Annotated in this window: 18 protein-coding genes; 16 read left to right on the forward strand and 2 right to left on the reverse strand. The window is 50.0% G+C overall.

Annotation, left to right across the window (positions count from 1 at the left end):
• The first annotated feature begins 520 nt into the window (after window positions 1–520).
• The 6 genes from HPS55_RS11850 to HPS55_RS11875 all read left to right on the forward strand — a co-directional run bounded on the left by HPS55_RS11850 (window position 521) and on the right by HPS55_RS11875 (window position 7,338).
• Window positions 521–1,675 (forward strand): TlpA disulfide reductase family protein, encoded by a 1,155-nt coding sequence (locus HPS55_RS11850; RefSeq protein WP_172174825.1) that lies wholly within the window; start codon window positions 521–523, stop codon window positions 1,673–1,675.
• A 106-nt stretch (window positions 1,676–1,781) separates the two neighbouring features.
• Window positions 1,782–2,294, forward strand: coding sequence for a hypothetical protein (locus HPS55_RS11855; RefSeq protein WP_216653105.1), 513 nt, complete (start codon window positions 1,782–1,784; stop codon window positions 2,292–2,294).
• Window positions 2,295–2,358: 64 nt separating this feature from the next.
• On the forward strand, window positions 2,359–4,854 hold the full coding sequence (locus HPS55_RS11860; protein ID WP_172174822.1) for a DUF3160 domain-containing protein: 2,496 nt from the start codon (window positions 2,359–2,361) through the stop codon (window positions 4,852–4,854).
• Window positions 4,848–5,831, forward strand: a complete 984-nt coding sequence (locus tag HPS55_RS11865; RefSeq protein ID WP_172174819.1) for a CapA family protein — start codon at window positions 4,848–4,850, stop codon at window positions 5,829–5,831. The genes HPS55_RS11860 and HPS55_RS11865 overlap by 7 nt, the downstream gene beginning before the upstream one ends.
• Complete coding sequence (locus HPS55_RS11870) at window positions 5,832–6,272, forward strand: hypothetical protein (RefSeq protein ID WP_172174816.1); 441 nt, start codon at window positions 5,832–5,834, stop codon at window positions 6,270–6,272.
• Between the two features lie 40 nt (window positions 6,273–6,312).
• Window positions 6,313–7,338: a T9SS type A sorting domain-containing protein gene (locus tag HPS55_RS11875; RefSeq protein WP_172174813.1), complete on the forward strand. Its 1,026-nt coding sequence runs from the start codon at window positions 6,313–6,315 to the stop codon at window positions 7,336–7,338.
• A gap of 122 nt (window positions 7,339–7,460) precedes the next feature.
• Here the strand turns inward: HPS55_RS11875 and HPS55_RS11880 are convergent, their stop codons facing one another.
• Window positions 7,461–8,795, reverse strand: a complete 1,335-nt coding sequence (locus tag HPS55_RS11880; protein WP_172174810.1) for a hypothetical protein — start codon at window positions 8,793–8,795, stop codon at window positions 7,461–7,463.
• Window positions 8,795–9,289 carry a T9SS type A sorting domain-containing protein gene (locus tag HPS55_RS11885; RefSeq protein WP_172174807.1) on the reverse strand — a complete coding sequence of 165 codons (495 nt, stop codon included), beginning with the start codon at window positions 9,287–9,289 and terminating at the stop codon, window positions 8,795–8,797. Before HPS55_RS11885 ends, HPS55_RS11880 begins: the two co-directional genes overlap by 1 nt.
• 283 nt (window positions 9,290–9,572) lie before the next feature.
• On the opposite strand from HPS55_RS11885, the gene HPS55_RS11890 reads away from it, so the two are divergent.
• The 10 genes from HPS55_RS11890 (at window position 9,573) to HPS55_RS11935 (ending at window position 20,833) form a co-directional block, all read left to right on the forward strand.
• Window positions 9,573–10,109: an NUDIX hydrolase gene (locus HPS55_RS11890; protein WP_172175127.1), complete on the forward strand. Its 537-nt coding sequence runs from the start codon at window positions 9,573–9,575 to the stop codon at window positions 10,107–10,109.
• A gap of 228 nt (window positions 10,110–10,337) precedes the next feature.
• On the forward strand, window positions 10,338–12,671 hold the full coding sequence (topA, locus tag HPS55_RS11895; protein ID WP_172174804.1) for a type I DNA topoisomerase: 2,334 nt from the start codon (window positions 10,338–10,340) through the stop codon (window positions 12,669–12,671).
• A gap of 42 nt (window positions 12,672–12,713) precedes the next feature.
• Window positions 12,714–13,241: a shikimate kinase gene (locus HPS55_RS11900; protein WP_172174802.1), complete on the forward strand. Its 528-nt coding sequence runs from the start codon at window positions 12,714–12,716 to the stop codon at window positions 13,239–13,241.
• Between the two features lie 48 nt (window positions 13,242–13,289).
• Window positions 13,290–15,182 carry a biosynthetic arginine decarboxylase gene (speA, locus tag HPS55_RS11905; RefSeq protein WP_172174799.1) on the forward strand — a complete coding sequence of 631 codons (1,893 nt, stop codon included), beginning with the start codon at window positions 13,290–13,292 and terminating at the stop codon, window positions 15,180–15,182.
• Between the two features lie 72 nt (window positions 15,183–15,254).
• A complete protein-coding gene (argB, locus tag HPS55_RS11910; protein WP_172174796.1) occupies window positions 15,255–16,049 on the forward strand; it encodes an acetylglutamate kinase in 795 nt (264 codons plus the stop codon).
• A gap of 216 nt (window positions 16,050–16,265) precedes the next feature.
• Window positions 16,266–16,787 (forward strand): RNA polymerase sigma factor, encoded by a 522-nt coding sequence (locus tag HPS55_RS11915; protein WP_172174794.1) that lies wholly within the window; start codon window positions 16,266–16,268, stop codon window positions 16,785–16,787.
• Window positions 16,777–17,322 (forward strand): hypothetical protein, encoded by a 546-nt coding sequence (locus HPS55_RS11920; protein WP_172174791.1) that lies wholly within the window; start codon window positions 16,777–16,779, stop codon window positions 17,320–17,322. The genes HPS55_RS11915 and HPS55_RS11920 overlap by 11 nt, the downstream gene beginning before the upstream one ends.
• Window positions 17,319–17,837 carry a DUF4252 domain-containing protein gene (locus HPS55_RS11925; RefSeq protein ID WP_172174788.1) on the forward strand — a complete coding sequence of 173 codons (519 nt, stop codon included), beginning with the start codon at window positions 17,319–17,321 and terminating at the stop codon, window positions 17,835–17,837. The genes HPS55_RS11920 and HPS55_RS11925 overlap by 4 nt, the downstream gene beginning before the upstream one ends.
• A gap of 924 nt (window positions 17,838–18,761) precedes the next feature.
• Complete coding sequence (locus tag HPS55_RS11930; RefSeq protein WP_253947157.1) at window positions 18,762–19,526, forward strand: M15 family metallopeptidase; 765 nt, start codon at window positions 18,762–18,764, stop codon at window positions 19,524–19,526.
• Window positions 19,527–19,528: 2 nt separating this feature from the next.
• Window positions 19,529–20,833: a THUMP-like domain-containing protein gene (locus HPS55_RS11935; protein ID WP_172174785.1), complete on the forward strand. Its 1,305-nt coding sequence runs from the start codon at window positions 19,529–19,531 to the stop codon at window positions 20,831–20,833.
• Window positions 20,834–21,164: the final 331 nt, after the last annotated feature.

The raw sequence follows: 21,164 nt of genomic DNA on the forward strand, positions 1-21,164 counted from the left end.
GATAATTAATTTGGAGTACCTACTCTTTAAAAAACTTTACTTTAACATATGTTAAGCGACATCCGAATCGCGATTTCCAGGCAAGGCCTCGAAAATCGCGATTTTTGCTCCAAATGGGGAACGCTGATTATCAGCATGTTACAAAAACGGGGCTTTGTCAAGAAAGCAGAGAGGGCCGTTTCACCTTGCAATAACGGCCTCGTTGCATTGCGAAACAGGCCTCGTTGCACTCCAATAAGGCCGTAATGGCGATGCCGGGAGGCCCTTACGGCGAGAAGACATGCATAAAAACATACATAAGGGAAGCCAAAATGGCTTTCAGGAGTTTCCAGTTTGAGAAAAAAGAAATGCGTTTTTTCAGAATAATCTTTATCTTTCGAGCGACACACACATACCATTCCGCATAACTTACCGTCTATGTACCGAAAAACAGACCATAGCCTTGCTGAAATAAAAAAATAAAGATTAACTTTGTGCTTTGATAAAAGCATAAAAACAAGAACATACTACGATAATGGAAATGAAACATTTTGCAAAGACAGCGGCAGCCGCAATCGTCGCAGCAGGACTGGCGGCATGCGACGGAAGCGACAAGTTCCACATAGAGGGCAGCATCAGCGGAGCCAAAGACTCCGTGCTGTATTTCGAGAACATGAGCCTTGAAGGCCCCGTAAAGCTCGACTCGGTGAAACTCACCGAGAGCGGCGGGTTCAGTTTCAGCGACAAGACCGGAGGCGCCCCCGAGTTCTACCGCCTGCGCATTGCCGACAGAATAATCAACCTTGCGGCCGACTCGACGGAGACAATCACCGTAAAGGCCGACTACAGCACGATGGCAACCGGATACGATGTGGAAGGCTCGGACGACTGCCGGCGCATAAAGGAACTCGCCGTCAGGCAGATAGCACTGCACCAAAAGGCCATGGCACTGGACAGAGACCGTGCCCTGAACTACGAGGAGCGCATGGACAGTCTGATGAGGATGGTGGCAGCATACAAGGAAGAGGTGAAGCGCGACTACATCTTCCCCGATCCCAAGGCCGCATCGTCCTACTTCGCGCTGTTCCAGACCCTTGGCGACTTTCTCATCTTCAACCCGCGCAACAACCGCGACGACATCCGCGTATTCGCCGCCGTGGCCACGGGCTGGGATACGTTCTACCCCGGAGCCGTGCGCGGAGAGAATCTGCACAACATAGCCATTGAGGGCATGAAGACCGAGAGAATAGTAACCGCCGGACAGAACAAGGCGATAGATCCCGCCAAAGTGACCGAAGCCGGACTGATAGACATACGTCTGACGGACAACAAGGGCCGGGAACGCAGTCTGACAGAGCTGCGGGGCAAAGTGGTGCTGCTCGACTTCCATGCCTTTGCCATGGGCGATTCGCCCGCCCGCATACTTACACTGCGCGAACTGTACAACAAATATCACGACCGCGGACTGGAAATATATCAGGTATCGGCTGACACCGACGAGCACTTCTGGAAGCAGCAGACAGCCGCCCTGCCGTGGATATGCGTGCGCGACGACAACGGCCCGGCCGCCCAATGCCTTGCACTGTACAACGTGCGCAGCGTGCCGGAATTCTTCCTCATCGACCGCAACAACACCCTCATAAGCCGCTCGGTGCAGATAAAGGACCTGGAGGCGGAGATAGAGAAGTTGCTGTAAAGGGGAGAGAGGCCCCTCCTGACCTCCCCAAGGGGAGGAGCCCGGTGCGCAGGGTAAACCGAGAAGCGCATCCCTACGATTTGCGGGGCATTTGATTATGTTTGATATGACCGAACTGATTATATCTCTGATGATTTGCGGTGTTCCCGACGTCCCCCTTTGGGGGATTGAGGGGGCCGCTTCCATCCATTACCTCATCCTCACCACTGACTCCACCTGCGACCGATGGGCACTGCCCTATCCCGTATACAGATTGGAGACGGGCGATGTCGACGGCGACGGCAACACGGACGCACTGGTGGGCGTAATAAAGGGCACGCGGTTTCATCCCGAAAAGGGACGCAGGCTGTTCATCTTCAAAAACCACCACGGACTGGTACGCCCGTTGTGGCTCGGCTCAAAACTCGGCGGACGCCTCATCGATTTCCGCTTTACCGACGGGCGTATACGCAGCCTTGAAGCCGCATCCGACAACATATATGTCGTGGCAGAATACGAATGGGACGGATTCGGACCTGCCTTCTACAGATATATCGTGCGCAATGCCGACGAACAGACGGCCCGCATGGCTTTTTCCCGGACAGATCCGGCTCTGCCACGGCAAGAAAACGGAGAATGAAATCCGACCTTAGACACAACGAGAAACATACATCACATCTCCCATCAATAAAAACAGCCGCAACATGAAAAAGATACTCACAATCGCGTTTGCCTCACTGCTTGCCGTGGCAACAACGGCACAGCAAACCATCATCGACAACAACGGCACACATACCGTAAATAAGACCGTGGGCCGGATCGTCATTCCCGGACCGGGACGCATCGACGTGGAACAGCTCAACCGCAACATCGACACCGACATGGACATATCGCAACTCACGCTCAGCGAACTGCGTGTGCTGCGCAATGCCTTTGCCGCACGTCAGGGCTATCCCTTTGTCAGCTCTGAACTTCGCTGCCTGTTTTCCGCCACATCGTGGTACGATGACATTTTCTGGAAGCGCTACTTCAGAGTCGATTCCACCGAATGCCCCGACGCTCCACGCGACACCACCGACTGGCGCAACAACTACATGCTGCAGGACGCTTTCCTCAACCCGCTGAAGCTGTCAAAGGCCGAAGAGGCTTTCGTGGCACGCATCAAGACACGCGAGCGAGAACTGCTCCGCCACAACTTCAAGACTGCGGCGGGCGAACGTGTGAACATGGACAACATCATCAACCGGTACCAGCTGGCCGAATGCCCCGACGAACTGAACGACCGGCTGGCACGCAACGGATTTGCAATAGTGCCGGCACAAAACCGCCAGATGTTCCATGTCTACGAACGCAACGACTACCATGTCTTTCCCAACTTCATCACCACCGACATCTTCATGCAGCTGTTCCATCTTTACTTCGACTGCATGATGCGCCAGGTAGAGCAGAACGGGCTGTTCGGTGCCACCGAAGACCTGTGCCGTGCAATGAAAAAGGCCATGGACGAGAAAGCGGCCGTCAGCACGGGCGATGTGAAGGATGCCGCCGAGTATTGCTCGGCCTATTTCACCATTGCCGGGAATCTGCTTAAAGGAGACACCGCCACCGTAGCCACGGGCAGATACGGCCCGCCGGCGGCCGGTGAGATGAAGAAGATAATGGAAGCGGAAGACGCCACATCCGACTTCATCGACGGTTACGACGAGGTCAGATTCAGCTACTCTCTGTTCCGTCCACGCGGCCATTACACCCGCAACGACAGTCTGGGCCGCTATTTCCGTGCCATGATGTGGCTGCAGAGCGTGCCGTTCGGAACCGACAGCGACCTTCAGCTGAAACGTGCCATGATGATGGCCGACGTATTGTGCGGCAGCGAGGACATGATGAGACTGTATCTACGCATCGACCGCCCGATAACATTCCTGATGGGAACACCCGACAATGTGACCGTTGTACAACTCGCGGAAGAGATGGGAAAGACAGGACTGACTGTGGAGAAACTGTTCAGAAAGCGGTCGGCAATGGCACGGGTGCGCAGAAGTATAGAGGAAATCGGAGAGCGGCAGACACGTATAAGACCGAAATTTGAAATTACAAGCCGATGCAAAATCAATCTGATGCCGCAACGGTACATGCCCGACGCCGAAGTGCTGCTGGAGATGGTTGACTACAAGAGCGCAACCACCCTGCGCGACACTCCGCGCGGTCTCGACGTGATGGCAGCCTTGCGGTGGAGCGCCGCCGAGCGGATACTGACCGAGGAAATGGGCGAAAACGAGCGGTGGAGCGGTTTCGCGAAGACTCTCGAGCGCATGAAACTGCGCATGGACAGCATAGAATGGAGCGAAACGGTGGCCACACGGTGGATAGAATCGCTCACCGCACTGGGCGAGACCAACCCCGACATGCCTTACTTCATGCTCACTCCCGAGTGGCAGAAGAAGAGCCTCAATGCGGCACTGGCCTCATGGAGCGAACTGAAACACGACGCCATACTCTATGCCAAGCAACCCATGGGCGCCGAATGCGGCGGAGCCGGTCCGCCGGATCCGGTCACAATGGGTTATGTCGAGCCTAACACGGCATTCTGGACCAAGGCTATACAGCTGCTTGAGGCTACTGCCAGAGTGATAGAGGAGCACCGTCTGGGTTCGGAGAGGATAGCCCATATGACGCAAGTTGTAAAGGAGGAGGCCGAGTTCCTGCTCAGAATAAGCATGAAAGAACTGCAAAAACAGCGCATCACCAACGAGGAATACGACCAGATACGTGTGCTCGGCTCACGGTTCGAATATCTCTCGCTCGACATGCTGCGCGACCCCGACCAGTATCTCGACAGCTGGGACAATGTGCAAGGCCCCGACAAGAACATTGCCGTAATAGCCGACGTATACACGGCCAACGCCCTGAACAACCCACCCGACAGGCGCTCGATACTGTACGAGGGTGTGGGCGATGCCGACGAGATATACGTTGTCGTAGAAATCGACGGCTATCTGTATATCACCCGCGGCGCAGTATTCTCCTACCGCGAACTGAAGCGTCCTCTCGGTACGCCACGGCTTACCGACGAGGAATGGCAGGACATGCTCAAGAAAGCGCCCGATACGGGTCGTCAGGAGTGGATGAAGGATATAATCGTACCGCTGAAACAGCTGCCTAAGGACGATGAGCGCGTATTTTACAGTACAGGATGCTGAGCATAGACAGGTTGACGACAAAGGTGGCGGCCGGCATGATTGTTGCGTGGGTGGCCTTGACAGGCCATGCCGGGATGCCGCCGGCACGCGGCGACACACTCACCGTAACAATCACAGGCGACATCCTGCTCGACAGGGGTGTACGTAACATCATCAGGCATTACGGGACGGAGAGCCTCTTCACGGCCTCCACCGACTCTGTCCTGCTGTCATCGGACATTGTTGTGGGCAACCTGGAATGTCCGGCAACCACCGTCAGGCAGCCCATGTTCAAACGCTTTGTGTTCCGCGGCGAACCGGAATGGCTCGATGTGCTTCGCAGACACGGTTTCACCCACCTCAATCTTGCCAACAACCACTCCATAGACCAAGGACGCGCCGGACTGACTGACACAAAGGCGAACATCGAACGCAGCGGAATGACGCCCATTGGAGCCGGCAACCGCATGGAAGAAGCCGCACGCGAGGTTTTGCTCGACAGCACCCCGCGGCGTGTATACATGTTGGCCTCACTGAGGCTGGCTCTCGAAAACTACGTTTATCTGCCCGACCGGCCCTGCGTAAGCCAGGAGCCGTTCGACTCGTTGCTCTGCCGCATCGCCACACTCAGACAACGGGATCCCCACTGCTACATCATTGTCAGTCTGCACTGGGGTGCCGAACATGTGCTCACACCATATCCCCGGCAACGCGACGAAGCCCGACGCATCATCGATGCCGGTGCCGACTGTATGGTGTGCCACCACTCACATACGCTGCAAACCATAGAGACATACCGCGGACGATGCATCTATTACAGCATAGGCAACTTCATTTTCGACCAGCAAAAGCCGCCCAACACAAAGGCATGTATGGTGAGGATAAAGATAACGGAAACCGACGCTGCCGTGGAGACGATACCAGTGAAGATAGAAAGATGTGCCCCACAGGTATACGAATCTGCAAGAAGGTCTTGCAACAACATAGAAAACAAGTAGATGAAACATACGTTGATAGTCATGGCTGTCTGGCTCCTTGCCGCTTGTTGTACAGACAAGAAGCAGGAGGAGATAATGCGACGCCGTATGCTCGAAGCGAAAGTACAGAATGAAAACTGTCTGCCATTCACAACCGACAGTATAATGAAAAAGGCAGCAGGATATTACGACCGTCACGGTTCAGACAACGAGCGGATGATGGCCCATTATCTTTTGGGATGTACCTATCGTGATCTCGGCGATGCTCCACGCGCACTGCAATGCTACAATGATGCCGTGAGCAGGGCCGACACAACAAGTCCCGACTGTGACTACACTACAATGAGCCGCATATATGGGCAGATGGCTGTTATGTTTTCTGACAACGAAATACCTCAGAATGCCATTTCGTCTTTAAAGAATGGTATATATCTGCTTGTTCAAGAAAGATCCGTCAAATGAAGAGACATTGTTTATGCAGCCGGGCATAGCCAAAGGCTCGGTGATAAGATATATCGGTAAAAGTGCGGATGACTTTTTTGACATGTGCGGATGGAATGATTATCCCATAGCAACAGGTATAGGCTCGTCCGGACTGCCGGAGATAACTCCTGCCTCTACAGGAGATGTCATACCTTTCCAAGGAAGTCAGAAGAGCAACACAGTCCAAAAAGTACCAGCAAAGTCCCAGTCGGATGAAAATGAGTTGCAGGAGTACATATACAACATGGCAGAATTGGGTGCGGCAGGAAACTTTGTATTGATGAAAGACGGTTCATGGAAAGAATACTATGATTATAGAGATTTTTCTGAAAATGAAAATTATGCACGAACGAGTGATGGATATGTAAGGCTGAAGCATGTATATTATACTTATGGAATAAACTACCAATATACCAATGCGCATGCAGAATTTGGACTTTATTCTTTCCCTCCGCAAAAACCGGAAGCATCGATGAACAGCTATACACGCAGTACGGAATTTAACGCAATGCAAAGGTCACCAAGAAAGAATACAATAGTGACACGAGCGGATGATGATGAATATCTCGATGTGGAAATAGGATTCAAAAACACGGAGGGCTGTACGGAGATTCTTGTTGAACAGACCGATTCGGATTATCCTGTGCCATACACATATTTTGTAGATGTCAATGCGGGATGTTTTACGGCCTATATGAACAGAAAATATCCATCTACGTTCAGATTGACATACTATAATGAGGCCGGGGAGAATATTGGAGAGCCGTTTACCATCGACCTGAGAGGAAAAATCTCACATAGATTTGACTGGGAAGCTACTATATTGACTGAAGACGAACTGAAATACAAATTCACAGATGCGGTTGCAATTGAGTTGTCCAAAGCGGATTATATTCTGACTAAGATAGACGACCCTATAATCCGTTTAAAAGGTAAACTGGACAAAACGGAAGGCAGTATAGACATAAGCAATCTACCTAAAGGAGCATATGTATTTACTGTCATTGTAGAAGGAGAAGTGTATTCATATAAACTGGTAAAATAAAATCACATCCTGACATTGCACATCTATTCCATTAATTAATATCCAAACAGACCCGTTGGCTGAATAAATTATGCCAACGGGTCTGTTTTATTTCTATTTCAGACTGTCTGTGCCTCTACACCCTACTTCTGTATCAGCTTCATTCCATCACCGGTTTTCTTGACTGCCATCTTAGGAAGGGCCAACTGCTTCGCACCATCTTTGGCCGCACCGGCAATACGCTGCTGCATACCGTTCCTCATAACCTTGGCTGGAGCGGCCTTCGGAGCGCCGGGAGTGGTGAACTCCTTGGTTGCGAGCGGTCCCCACTCGTTGTTGATGTTCTTTGCAGCAACTGCCACAATATATGTCTTAGACGGGTCTACATACCACCCGCTGTTATCAACTCCATACATGTCCCAATACTGGTCCCAAGGATTGTCCGGATTCTTGTCATTTACCAAATACTCGAGCATTGTAGCATCGCCACCGTTCTGCTCATATTTGTCTTTTTCCATAACCGCGGCATGATATAAAGACACATTCTCGTTGGGAGTGATTGTTACAAGCTGATATGTGCGTCCTTCATCGTTAGCCTTGAAGTCACCTATACTGATTTCCACCTCTGCAAGTCCCGGTCCGCCGTAAGCCTTGGTCATTACCGGTATAAGGCTCATGTCTGCATTCACGCCATTCACATCCCACGGCTGTACAAACAAGTCGTACTCCTTGCCGGCTTTAAGGTCAGGGTAAGTATACGTATATTCACTCTCACAGGCTATACCCCATGCTCTGACCATCTCACCGATACTCGAGAATCCGAACATAGCACCGAACTGCTCATACTGAGCTTGAAGCTCACCCTTATCGAACAGGCAGTAAGAGTAGCCTCCGGTATCCTCGTTGGGACGGAACGTTATTGTCACCGTGTTGTATGTTACATCATCAATGGTATAATCAACCTGCGGATTTCCTGTCACCGGAGTCTTTGGCGTATGGAAATCGACACGCGAAGCACTACAACTGATACCGAACTTGTCTAATCCCGACGTAAAAATAGTGTAATCGGAATTTTCCTTGAACGGCTCGTCAAAACCCGTCATCTCGGCATTTGTAAAGTTGTCGTAAAACAAATTAGGAGCCTTTTGTTCCAGATAGCTGCCTACGGCCGCATCGGTATTGAGACGATTAGCCACTGTTGTGGGAACTACCATTATACGATAGGCCACACATTTCTCGGTACGTGTTACGGCCAGCCGAATGGTATCTCCCGTCTCGCCTGTTGAGTATCCCAAGAACTCCAGATCGGCAGCCACACGGCCTTCTTCTTTGTCAAAGAAAATGCTGTCGATGTTTTCTACAAGATATCCTTTCAGATTTCCTGTTGTCTCACGTACGAGAAGTCTGTTAGGATTGGTCTGTGCAAAAAGTGTCATGCTGAATATGCAAAGCATGAGCAGAGTATAGATTCTTTTCATTATTTCGTGAATTTAATTGTTTTGTTATTTACCTTAAATATATATACACCGGCAGGCAAATCTGCCACTGAGATAGGTGTTCCGTCCCAACGGGAGGCAGAAATCATACTACGGCCGCTGACATCGAATACCGTTGCCGAAACGGTACTGCCGGGCACAAATCCGGCTACTGTAAGCACACCACTTCCATACATCAGTCTCAACGTCGCATCATCATCAGATTTAGCCGCATCGATAGAAGCAAGCATGTCATCCTTAAACTTGATGCTCTTTACATCCGGAATACGGAACACACCCGATTGTGTCACACTTGCCAGACCGACCGTCATATCGTCACCCGCAAAGGTAATCTTTCTGATATCATCAAGAGAGATCTCCTGCGGGCCGTCACCTGTCGAAGCGTTCACCACAAGCATGGTCTGCGCTGCCGTCACACCCCGGCCTAAAGCCATGGCTATAAACAACAGCAAGGTTGTCTTGTTTATTCTGTTCATATTAAAAATGTTTAATTACCCTGCAAAGATAGACAAAAAGTATTATATTCAACAAATAAATATTGCATTTTGCATAAAAAAGCTTGTAAACACCAGTCAAGTTGGCATTACAGCGATTTTTTACGCCACTTTGTAATTCCGAAATACATATTACGCACACAACTTCATTAAATTTGTTGTCTTATCCAAAAAAACGTTCAGCGAGTTGTGGCAGCGGATTTTTTTTCGTAATATTGCACGCAGAAGCAACTTTTATATAACATCATTGAATATGACAATAGACATACATCCGTTAGAGAAATTCAAATATTGTCCGAAATGCGGAAGCAAGCATTTCGACATAAACAACGAAAAGAGCAAGAAATGTGACAACTGCGGATTCACATACTATCTGAACCCGAGTTCGGCTACGGCGGCATTCATACTCAACGACCGTGAGGAATTGCTGGTGGAACGACGCGGCAAGGAACCGGCAAAAGGCATGCTCGACCTGCCCGGAGGATTCTGCGACAATGACGAGACGGCCGAGGAGGGTATCGCCCGCGAGATATTGGAGGAGACCGGCATCAACGTTACATCCACGGAATACCTGTTCAGCTTGCCGAACGTCTATCTGTACTCCGGACTGGAGATACACACACTCGACATGTTCTTCCGATGCACCGTGCCCGAAGGGGCCGAGCCTCAGGCCGCCGACGATGCCGCCGAATGCTTTTGGCTGCCCTTGGACGATATACACACCGAACAATTCGGCCTGCGTTCAATACGCCATGCCCTGCGCCGGTTTCTCGACACTTACAGAAACGGGCACCGACATTGAAACCCTGACGTGCCATAATACATCATCTGTCAATTAAACATCCTGATAAAAGCAAGGCTCTTACACCGTGATAGGATTAAACCAATTATTGACCAAAAAGAACTATAACCCCTATAACTTCCAAATAAAGTCTAAAACATTAAAAAAGCAGAAAAATTTCTTATTATATAATGTGGAAGAAAAGTTTTTGCTTATTTTTGCACCCCAAACAACTGTTATTTAACGATTATGCAAAAGAATCTGGTTATAGTCGAGTCCCCTGCAAAGGCAAAGACTATAGAGAAATTTTTAGGCGACGACTTTAAAGTAATGTCAAGCTATGGTCATATACGCGACCTGAAAAAGAAAGAACTGAGCATCAATATAGACTCACTGGAACCTGACTACGAGATACCCGAGGAAAAGGAAAAACTGGTGAAAGAACTTAAAAGCAACGCAAAGAAAGCCGAGACGGTATGGCTGGCATCCGATGAGGACCGCGAGGGAGAAGCCATATCCTGGCATTTGTGCGAGGTGTTGGGACTGGACGAAAAGAAAACCAACCGCATAGTATTCCACGAAATAACAAAACCCGCCATACTTGAGGCTATCAGCCACCCGCGCCGTCTTAATATGGACCTCGTCAACGCGCAGCAGGCACGCCGTGTGCTTGACCGCCTTGTAGGGTTCAAGCTCTCCCCAGTATTATGGCGCAAAGTGAAACCCGCCCTCTCTGCAGGCCGGGTGCAGAGTGTGGCCGTAAGACTGATAGTGGAACGCGAACGCGAGATACAGGCATTCAAAAGCGAGACTTACTATCGGGTGAACGGCATCTTCGCCATCACCAACCCGGACGGCTCAGCCACCGAAGTCAAAGCAGAACTGGGCACACGCTTCAAAACACACACCGAAGTGGAGAATTTCCTCGAACAGTGCAAGGACGCCACATTCGCCATCGAATCCATAACCCAAAAGCCCCTAAAGCGCACACCCGCACCTCCATTCACCACATCGACACTGCAACAGGAGGCCGCCCGCAAGCTGGGCTTCACCGTGAGCCAGACCATGATGGTGGCACAGCATCTTTACGAGAACGGACGAATCACATACATGCGTACAGACTCGGTCAACCTGTCGTCTCTCTGTATCAATGCCAGCAAAGAAGAAATAACCAGGCTATGGGGCGAACGATACAGCCGCCCACGACAGTATCAGACACATTCCAAGGGTGCTCAGGAAGCCCATGAGGCCATACGCCCTACATATATGGACGCTACCGAAATAGAAGGTACGGCACAGGAGAAGCGCCTCTACGACTTGATATGGAAGCGCACGGCCGCCAGCCAGATGACCGATGCCGAAATAGAAAAGACAACGGTCGTGATAGGCATAGAGCAGACTTCGGTACCGACCGGCCATCAGTTCATTGCTACGGGCGAAGTAGTGAAATTTGACGGTTTTCTGAAAGTATACCGAGAATCTGACGGTGATGACGACCGGCAATCAGACGACACCATGTCTCACCACCTGCTACCGGCCATGCACAAGGGACAGGAACTGACACGCCGCGAAATCACAGCAACAGAAAGATTCAGCCAGGGGCCGTCGCGGTATACCGAAGCCAGTCTGGTACACAAACTCGAAGAACTGGGCATCGGGCGCCCGTCAACCTACGCTCCCACCATCAGTACCATACAACAACGCGAATACGTACACAAAGGCGACCGCAATGGCGAAGAGCGCACATACACCGTAAACATATTGAAAGGCAAGACCGTAACCCAAAAGACACGCACGGAAATGGCCGGTAGCGACAAAGGGAAACTGTTGCCAACGGACATTGGAATCGTAGTCAACGATTTCCTTATGCAATATTTCCCCGGCATAATGGACTACAACTTCACAGCCAAAGTCGAGCAAAAGTTTGACGAAATAGCCGAAGGTGGAGAGAAATGGACAACGATGATGAAAGATTTCTACAACGACTTCGAGCCTATCGTGGAAAAAACAATGAACACACGCTCTGAACATAAGGCTGGAGAACGCTTGTTGGGTACCGACCCGGACAGCGGACGCCCCGTATTCGTGAAGATAGGACGTTTCGGCCCTGTGATACAGATAGGATCGGCCGACGAAAATGAGAAACCGCGATTTGCCCAATTACCGTCGGACAAAAGCATGGAGAGCATCACACTGGAAGAGGCTTTGGAACTGTTCCGTCTGCCGCGTGAAATCGGCGAATATGAAGGTATGAAGGTGACCATAGGCACCGGACGCTTCGGTCCCTATGTTCTGCACAACAAGAAATATGTGTCGCTGCCCAAAACAGAAGACCCTATGACCATAACACTCGAAACTGCTGTAAATCTGATCATCGACAAGCGCAAACAAGAGCAGCAACGTCACATAAAGGCTTTTACCGAAGAGCCCAAACTTGAAGTACTCAACGGACGCTACGGTCCTTATCTGGCATACGACGGAAAAAATTTCCGCCTGCCAAAGAACATGCACGAACGCGCAGCAGAGCTGACACTGGAAGAATGCATGAACATAATAAAAGCCGGACCTACAAAGAAAAAATAGCATGTTACCCGGAAACCATCGGGACTGACAAATCGTGACAGTATGAAAAGAATAATAATAATAGGCTACATGGGAGCCGGAAAGACTACCGTTGGCAAGGCTTTGGCCAAAGAGTTGGGGCTGCAATTCTACGACCTCGACTGGTACATAGAAAGCCGCCGCCACAAGACAGTACCCCAGATATTCGCCGAGACAGGCGAAGAAGGTTTCCGCAAAATAGAACACGACATGCTGCACGAGGTCGCCGAATTTGAAGACGTGGTGATAAGTTGCGGAGGCGGCACACCATGCTTCTTCGACAACATCGACTACATGAACGGCCAGGGACAAGTAGTGTATCTGAAAGCCGAGCCGGAGGTTCTGTGCAAGCATCTGAAAATGGGCAAGACAGAACGCCCGCTGCTGAAAGGTAAGTCGTCCGATGAACTGCTGACATTCATCAACGAACAGCTCAGCCGTCGAACACCGTTCTACGAAAAGGCCCGCTACCAGCTCGACGTGAGCCTGATGGACAATTATGAGAAAATTAAGATATCTGTATCCAAGCTGAGAGAGCTTGTAGGGATATAAAAAACGAAAGCCGAGAAACAAACTAAAAAAGAAAGAAAAGAAAGAGAAATGAAAAAGTGGACTATCGAAGACTCGAAGGAGCTCTACAACATCAACGGGTGGGGCACCTCCTACTTTGGCATCAACGACAACGGCAATGTCTACGTCACACCCAGCAAAGACGATTCGCAGATAGACCTGCGCGAGGTGATGGACGAATTGGCGCTGCGCGATGTCACAAGCCCTGTACTTCTGCGGTTTCCCGATATTTTGGACAATCGCATCGAAAAGACAAGCAGCTGCTTCAAAAAGGCAGCCAAAGAATATGACTACAAGGGCGAGAACTTCATAATCTACCCTATAAAGGTGAACCAGATGCAACCCGTGGTGGAAGAGATTATCTCTCACGGACGCAAATTCAATCTCGGCCTCGAGGCAGGCTCGAAACCCGAATTGCACGCCGTGATAGCAGTGCAATGTCAGAGCGACTCCATAATAGTGTGCAACGGATACAAGGACCAGAACTATATCGAATTGGCACTGTTGGCACACAAGATGGGAAAACGCATCTTCATAGTAGTGGAGAAACTGAACGAACTCGAAATCATAGCACGCGAGGCAAAGAAACTGAACGTGAAGCCCAATCTCGGAATACGCATCAAACTGGCAGCGTCGGGCAGCGGCAAATGGGAAGAAAGCGGAGGCGACGCAAGCAAGTTCGGACTTACCAGCAGCGAGTTGCTCGAAGCGCTCGACATGCTCGACAAGAAAGGCATGCGCGACTGTCTGCGGCTGATTCATTTCCACATCGGAAGCCAAATAACAAAGATACGGCGCATACAGGCTGCATTGAGAGAAGCGTCGCAGTTCTACACACAGCTACACAAAATGGGCTACAAAGTCGACTTTGTTGACTGTGGCGGCGGACTTGGCGTGGACTACGACGGCACGCGCTCACCGAGCAGCGAGAGTTCGGTCAACTATTCCATACAGGAATATGTGAACGACTGTATATACACCTTTGTGGACGCAGCCAACAAAAACGGACTGCCCCACCCCAACATCATAACCGAAAGCGGACGCTCGCTCACGGCCCATCACTCGGTATTCGTAATCGACGTACTCGAAACGGCATCGTTGCCGGAAATGGCCGAGGAATACGAGCCTGACGAGAACAGTCATCAACTCGTGAAAGACCTTTACGAGATATGGGACAACCTGAACCCGCGCACCATGCTCGAGGACTGGCACGACGCGGAACAGATACGTGAAGAATCCCTCGACCTGTTCTGCCACGGCATAGTCGACCTGAAGACACGTGCCGAGATTGAAAGCATGTACTGGAGTGTGTGCCATGAAATAAATATACTGGCAAAGCATCTCAAACACACGCCCGAGGAACTTATCAACCTTGACAAACTGTTGGCCGACAAATATTTCTGCAATTTCTCACTCTTCCAGTCGCTGCCAGACTCATGGGCTATCGACCAGCTGTTCCCTATCATGCCGATACAGCGCCTTACGGAACGCCCCACACGCAATGCGACACTTCAGGACATCACATGCGACAGCGACGGCAAGATAGCCAACTTCGTCACCAACCGCAACAACTCGCACGTGCTGCCTGTGCATTCGCTACGCCGCAACGAGACTTACTATTTAGGCGTATTCCTCGTCGGTGCATATCAGGAAATTCTCGGCGACATGCACAATCTGTTCGGCGACACCACCGCCGTTCATATCAGCGTACAAGACGGACACTATCACATAGACCAGATTATAGACGGCGAGACCGTGGCCGAGGTTCTCGACTACGTACAGTACGACCCTAAGAAACTCGTACGGCAGCTCGAAGTATGGGTTACCAAAAGCGTCAAGCAGGGCAAGATAACCCTCGAAGAGGGCAAAGAGTTCCTTAGCAACTACCGTTCCGGGCTTTACGGATACACTTACTTGGAGTAAAGAATGCGGCCCCTCACAGCCTCCCAAAAGGGGAGGTGCCGGGAGCATAGGTTATAATACAACATCAAGATTATGAATACCAACAATATCCCGCCTAAAGCCCCGCTGACAGTAGTAAAAGTGGGCGGCGCAGTGGTCGAGGACGATGCACAGCTGTCACAGCTGCTCCGCGACTTCAGCGCCATTGAAGGACGCAAGGTTCTTGTACACGGAGGAGGACGCCGTGCCACACAAACGGCCGCGCGTCTCGGTATAGAAAGCAAGATGATAGACGGCCGGCGTATCACAGACCGCGACATGCTCGAGGTAGTCACCATGGTATATGGCGGACTCGTCAACAAGAACATCGTGGCACGCCTGCAAGCCTCAGGAATAAATGCCATCGGTCTGACTGGAGCAGACATGAACATCATACGCAGCCGTAAACGGCCATTGAAAGACGGCATCGACTTCGGATTCGTCGGAGATGTGGAAAAGGCTGACGGGAAAGCCCTCATGCGGTTGATAGAAACAGATGTGACACCGGTAGTGGCTCCGCTGACACACGACGGACAAGGCTGCATCCTCAACACCAACGCCGACACGATGGCATCGGAAACAGCCAAAGCCCTCGCCGCGTTCTACGACGTTACACTGATATACAGTTTCGAAAAACCGGGAGTAATGGCCGATCCTGACGACAACGACAGTCTGATACCCGTCATCACTCGCGAATCGTTTGCCAAGCTAAAAGCCGACGGCACTGTCAGCGGCGGCATGCTGCCGAAGATAGAGAATGCGCTGGCCGCTGTGGAAGCCGGAGTAAGCCGTGTAATAATCACCAAAGCCACAGCCATCGACGGCCGACACGGCACCTTGATTGTCTAATATTGGGAAGTTTTTTTCTTTTAGGAGTTAATTTTTTTAGGAGTTAAAGACAATAGCAACATAAAGTATTCGAGCCAATAATTTCTTGGAAGCTATTGTCTTTAACTCCTGAGCGACCGCAGGGAGTGATAACTCCCCTTAACTCCTTTAACTCCTAAAAAAATATCCCCATCCTGTAACTTTTTCCTTTCCCAATCGTCTTAACTAATAGAGAGGATGAAAAAAATCAGTTTTCGGAACGATGTGCTGCCGCTGAAGAATGAACTCTTCCGGCTCGCCCTCCGCATTACTCTCAATAAAGCGGAGGCCGAGGATATTGTGCAGGAAACAATGATAAAGGTGTGGAACCGGCGCGACAATTGGAACGACATCAACTCCATTGAGGCTTTTTGCCTGACGATATGCCGCAACATGGCATTGGACCGTTCAAAAGCCATGAACAGCCGGAATATGTCGATAGACGATACCCCAAACGAAATGCCGGCCGATCACTCATACTCATCCAATCCAGAGGAACAGACGATGATGAAAGACCGTATAAAACTGATACGCAGCATCATAGACCATCTGCCCGAAAAACAACGGAGTGTGATGCAGTTGAGAGACTTCGAAAACAAAAGCTACAAAGAAATAGCAACGATACTCGACATCAGTGAAGAGCAGGTAAAAGTGAACATCTTCCGCGCACGTCAAGCCATAAAACAAAAATACATAGAAACAGAGAACTATGGACTATAAGTATATTGAACAGCTATTGGAGCGCTATTGGAAGTGCGAGACCTCACTTGAGGAGGAACGCATCCTTCAGGCTTTCTTCAGCCAGAAGGACATACCCGCCGCACTCCGCCAATACCGCGAACTCTTCGCATGCCGTGAAGAGATGATACGTACGGAAGTCCTGGACGACAACTTTGATGCCAGAATTCTGTCAATGATAGAAGACAGGGACAATGCCGGCACAACCCCAACAGTAAAAGCCCGCACCATAACGATGAGACACAGAATGAAGCCCCTGTTCAAAGCTGCCGCCATCGTAGCGATAATAATAACGTTGGGCAACGCCGCACAATTGTCTTTCAAAGACAACAGTGCAACAAGTGAAGACATCAACTACGCCGGATATAAAGACACGTTCAACGATCCGGAAATGGCATACGACAAAGTGCACAACGCGCTTGAACTTGTATCGGAAGGATTCAGTCAGGTACAGCAGACAGACTCTGCCATAACCGTAACGACACACGATGTATTCGACTCAACAATGACAGAATGAAAAAGATAACAAGTCTGCTCATAACAATAACGATGCATGTGACAATGTGCTTCGCACAAGCCGGACAGGACTTTGCCTCGAAGTTCATGCAGCAATGCAATGAAGATACGGCCGTACAATGTATAACCGTCAGCCCCAAGATGATGGAGAAACTCACCAAACAGGCCGGTGCCAACCACAACGAAAACATTGCACAAGCCATACAGAAACTCAAAAGCGCACGTATAGTAACAGCAAGCACCAACGGAAACGAATACTTTCATATGGCCGAGGAACTGTTGAAAAAGAACCGGCAACGGTTCAGCCGAGACAAAGACTACCGAAACGGAAATCATCACGGCACATTCTACACCCGCAAGACAAAGAACGGAGACACAGTGGAACTGATAATGCTGCATACCGACACCGTAAAAGGAAACACTGTAATAGTCAATCTTACGGGCGATATTGACAACGATTTTATCAGTCACCTGACAAAAACATTCAGCGAACGCACCGGCACCATCAAAGAATGACAACACCGGACACGCTAAATACAAAGATATGAACATTTCTATGCTTTCTCTGATAAATCAATAATCATGTTTAGTAAAACAACAACGAAACTGTGAAGTTTCAATTCTCTCAAATTTTTCATAACATACTAACGTAGAGAAGCCGCTCCTTTTGCTTTGGAGCGGCCTTTTTTATTGTCCGGCAAAGGCTGAACGACCGAAACCCAAGCCGAACAATATTGCAGGCTCTCTTACAACACTTGCAATGAAGAAAAACATTCTCTTTATTATACCGGTGCACGACTCGCATTTCTTAAGTTAAGTTAGACAACAGAATTAAACTACATAATCGTCCGGACATCGGATGAACGCGCTTTGGATGAACGCGCCTTGGATGAACTCGCCCTGAATGAACTCGCCCTGAATGAACTCTCTCTGGAAGAACGCGCCCCGCAGGGGCAACAAGCACATAGCCCGGGGCAGAGCGTAGCGGCACCCCGGGATTTATATCCAATTGCATATATTCGCCCTGAAAGGGCAAAAGCATTAGTAATCAGATAATTACAATTTCTATGTCCATATGTTTTATGCTTTTGCCCTTGCAGGGCGCGGGTATTGGCGATGTTTGAATCCCGGGGCGCCGCTACGCTCTGCCCCGGGCTATGTGCTTGTTGCCCCTGCGGGGCGCGTTCTTCCAGAGAGAGTTCATTCAAGGCGCGTTCTTCCAGGGCGCGTTCTGTCCGTACGATAATGTAGTTTAATTCTGTTGACTAACTTAGTTATAATATGTAATTTTGTTGACTAACTTATACATTTACACCGGATATCGGTGTATAACTCGTGTTTTTGTTGTACATTTGCATCAGATATCAAAGTCAGTTTATCTGTCTCTCACATCCCGACATGAGAATCCCACCAAACGAAACATACCTATACCTCATAATAATGTACAGAACAAGACATACATTGCTACTGACAATGCTGCTGCTCGTAATGACATCGCCCACGGTCATGGCACAGAACGGCATAACAGACAGCAGATTCACGCAAAGACATACAAGCGTAACAAAGAGCAAGAACACCGCCACAACCCAAAAACAGCCAAATCCGACAGCCCGCAAAATGGCGGCACAAGGGTTTGTAGACATAGCAAAAGTTGACCCCACGATAAAAGTAAGTCTGATGTACGCCCGCGCGGACAACTTCACGGGCCGCATACTCTACGACGACCTGCGCGAGGCTTATCTGCATCCGCTGGCGGCCGAAGCGCTTAAGAAGGCACAGGCACGGCTGAAACAGTTGCGCCCCGACCTCAGCCTGAAAGTGTATGACGCGGCACGCCCGATGTCGATACAGCAGAAGATGTGGGATGAGGTGAAGAACACCGGACACAGCTTCTACGTGAGCAACCCGAAGAACGGCGGAGGACTGCACAACTATGGCCTGGCCGTAGACCTTACACTATGCCGTCTCAACGGCGACACCATACCGATGGGCGTGAAGGTGGACAACATGACCAGGTTGTCGCACATCGACCGCGAAGACGAACTGCTGAAGCAAGGCAAACTCTCGCGTGAGGCATATGACAACCGCCGGTTGCTGCGTGAGGTAATGCGGTGGGCCGGATGGAAACCACTGCGCACAGAATGGTGGCACTTCAATCTGAGAACACGTGAACAGGCAAGGAAATATTTCAAAGTGATAAGATGACAATGATGGACCGACAGACGGCCGACTTCATAGCCGCCCATCGTGACGACGATGTCCGGCATCTGGCTTTATGCAGTGCCGGATACACCGGTGTGGACATGCCTTTTGCCCTCAACCAGATAGCCGGCCGACAGGCGGCACGCCGCAAACTCCCCACATGGGCCTCGACCGACGGAATAATATATCCTCCTCACATCTCGATGGAACAGTGTTCGAGCGAAACCACGGCTGTATATAAGGCTGCCGTGGCCCGACGGCTTGTGGCCGAAAAAATGAAGTCTGCCGATACCGGGAGCAACACGGAAAAAGCCAACAGAGACACTGTCTTTGTCGACATTACTGGCGGATTCGGTGTCGACTTTTCATTCATAGCCCGACTGTTCGGCCGGTCCGTATACATAGAGCGCCAACAACATCTGTGCGACATTGCCGAAGAGAATTTCCAAAGGCTCGGAATCGACACGGCCGAGGTGGTATGCGGTGACTGTGAGGAGTGGCTGCGCTGCAACACCGGCATGCACGCAGACCTGATAATGGCCGACCCGGCACGCCGCGACGCGCACGGCGGACGCACCTTTGCCATCAGCGACTGCACTCCTGAAGTGACAGCCTTGAAAGAGTTGCTGCTCGACAAAGCCGACTACATAATGATAAAACTATCGCCGATGCTCGACTGGCACAAAGCAGCCGAAGATTTCGGCCCCGAAGTGCGCGAGATACATATCATATCGACAGGCAACGAGTGCAAGGAGTTGCTCATCGTTGCTTCACGCTATGGTGAAAAGACAGACGAAGACAAATACGTCAACAAATCACGTCCACGGTTATTCTGCGTCAACGACAGCACAGTAGTTGAGGTTACAGCGGCGGGATGTGGTACAGACATGAGTGAAAGTGATGTAAAAACACCCGTAAAACCAGTCAAAGACCTCGTTTTCTCAACCCCGCTCTATCTTTACGAACCAAATGCCTCGATTATGAAAGCCGGATGCTTCGACATCATTGAACAACGCTACCATGTACGGCAGATAGACAAGAGCAGCCACCTCTTTGTGTCCGACAGCCCCGTGAACAACTTCCCGGGCCGTAAGTTCTCCGTAACGGGCATAACAACCATGAACAAGAAAGAACTGAGAAAAACGCTTGGAGGAATAGACAAGGCCAACATCACCACCCGCAACTTTCCATTGACCGTAGCCGAATTGAGACACAGGCTCAAGATGAAGGAAGGCGGCGACAAGTATATATTTGCCACTACAATGCCCGACAAGAGCCACGTTCTTCTGATATGCACCAAAAACGATTAGCATTATACCTCCATACACAGGGAGGAATGGTTGCACATAACCCATTTTCATACAAGACCGAACCGGCTTTACAATAAAACAAAATAATTCGTATTGAAAAGTAAAATAAGTTATATTACTTTGCAATATAAGTTATATTACTCATCAATATAAGTTATATTACTTAAGTTAGTCAACAAAATTAAACTACATTATCGTACGGACAGAACGCGCCCTGGAAGAACGCGCCCTGAATGAACTCTCTTTGGAAGAACTCTCTCTGGAAGAACTCTCTCTGGAAGAACTCTCTCTGGAAGAACTCTCTCTGGAAGAACTCTCTCTGGAAGAACTC

Source organism: Xylanibacter rodentium (assembly GCF_013166575.1).
Lineage (GTDB): Bacteria > Bacteroidota > Bacteroidia > Bacteroidales > Bacteroidaceae > Prevotella > Prevotella rodentium.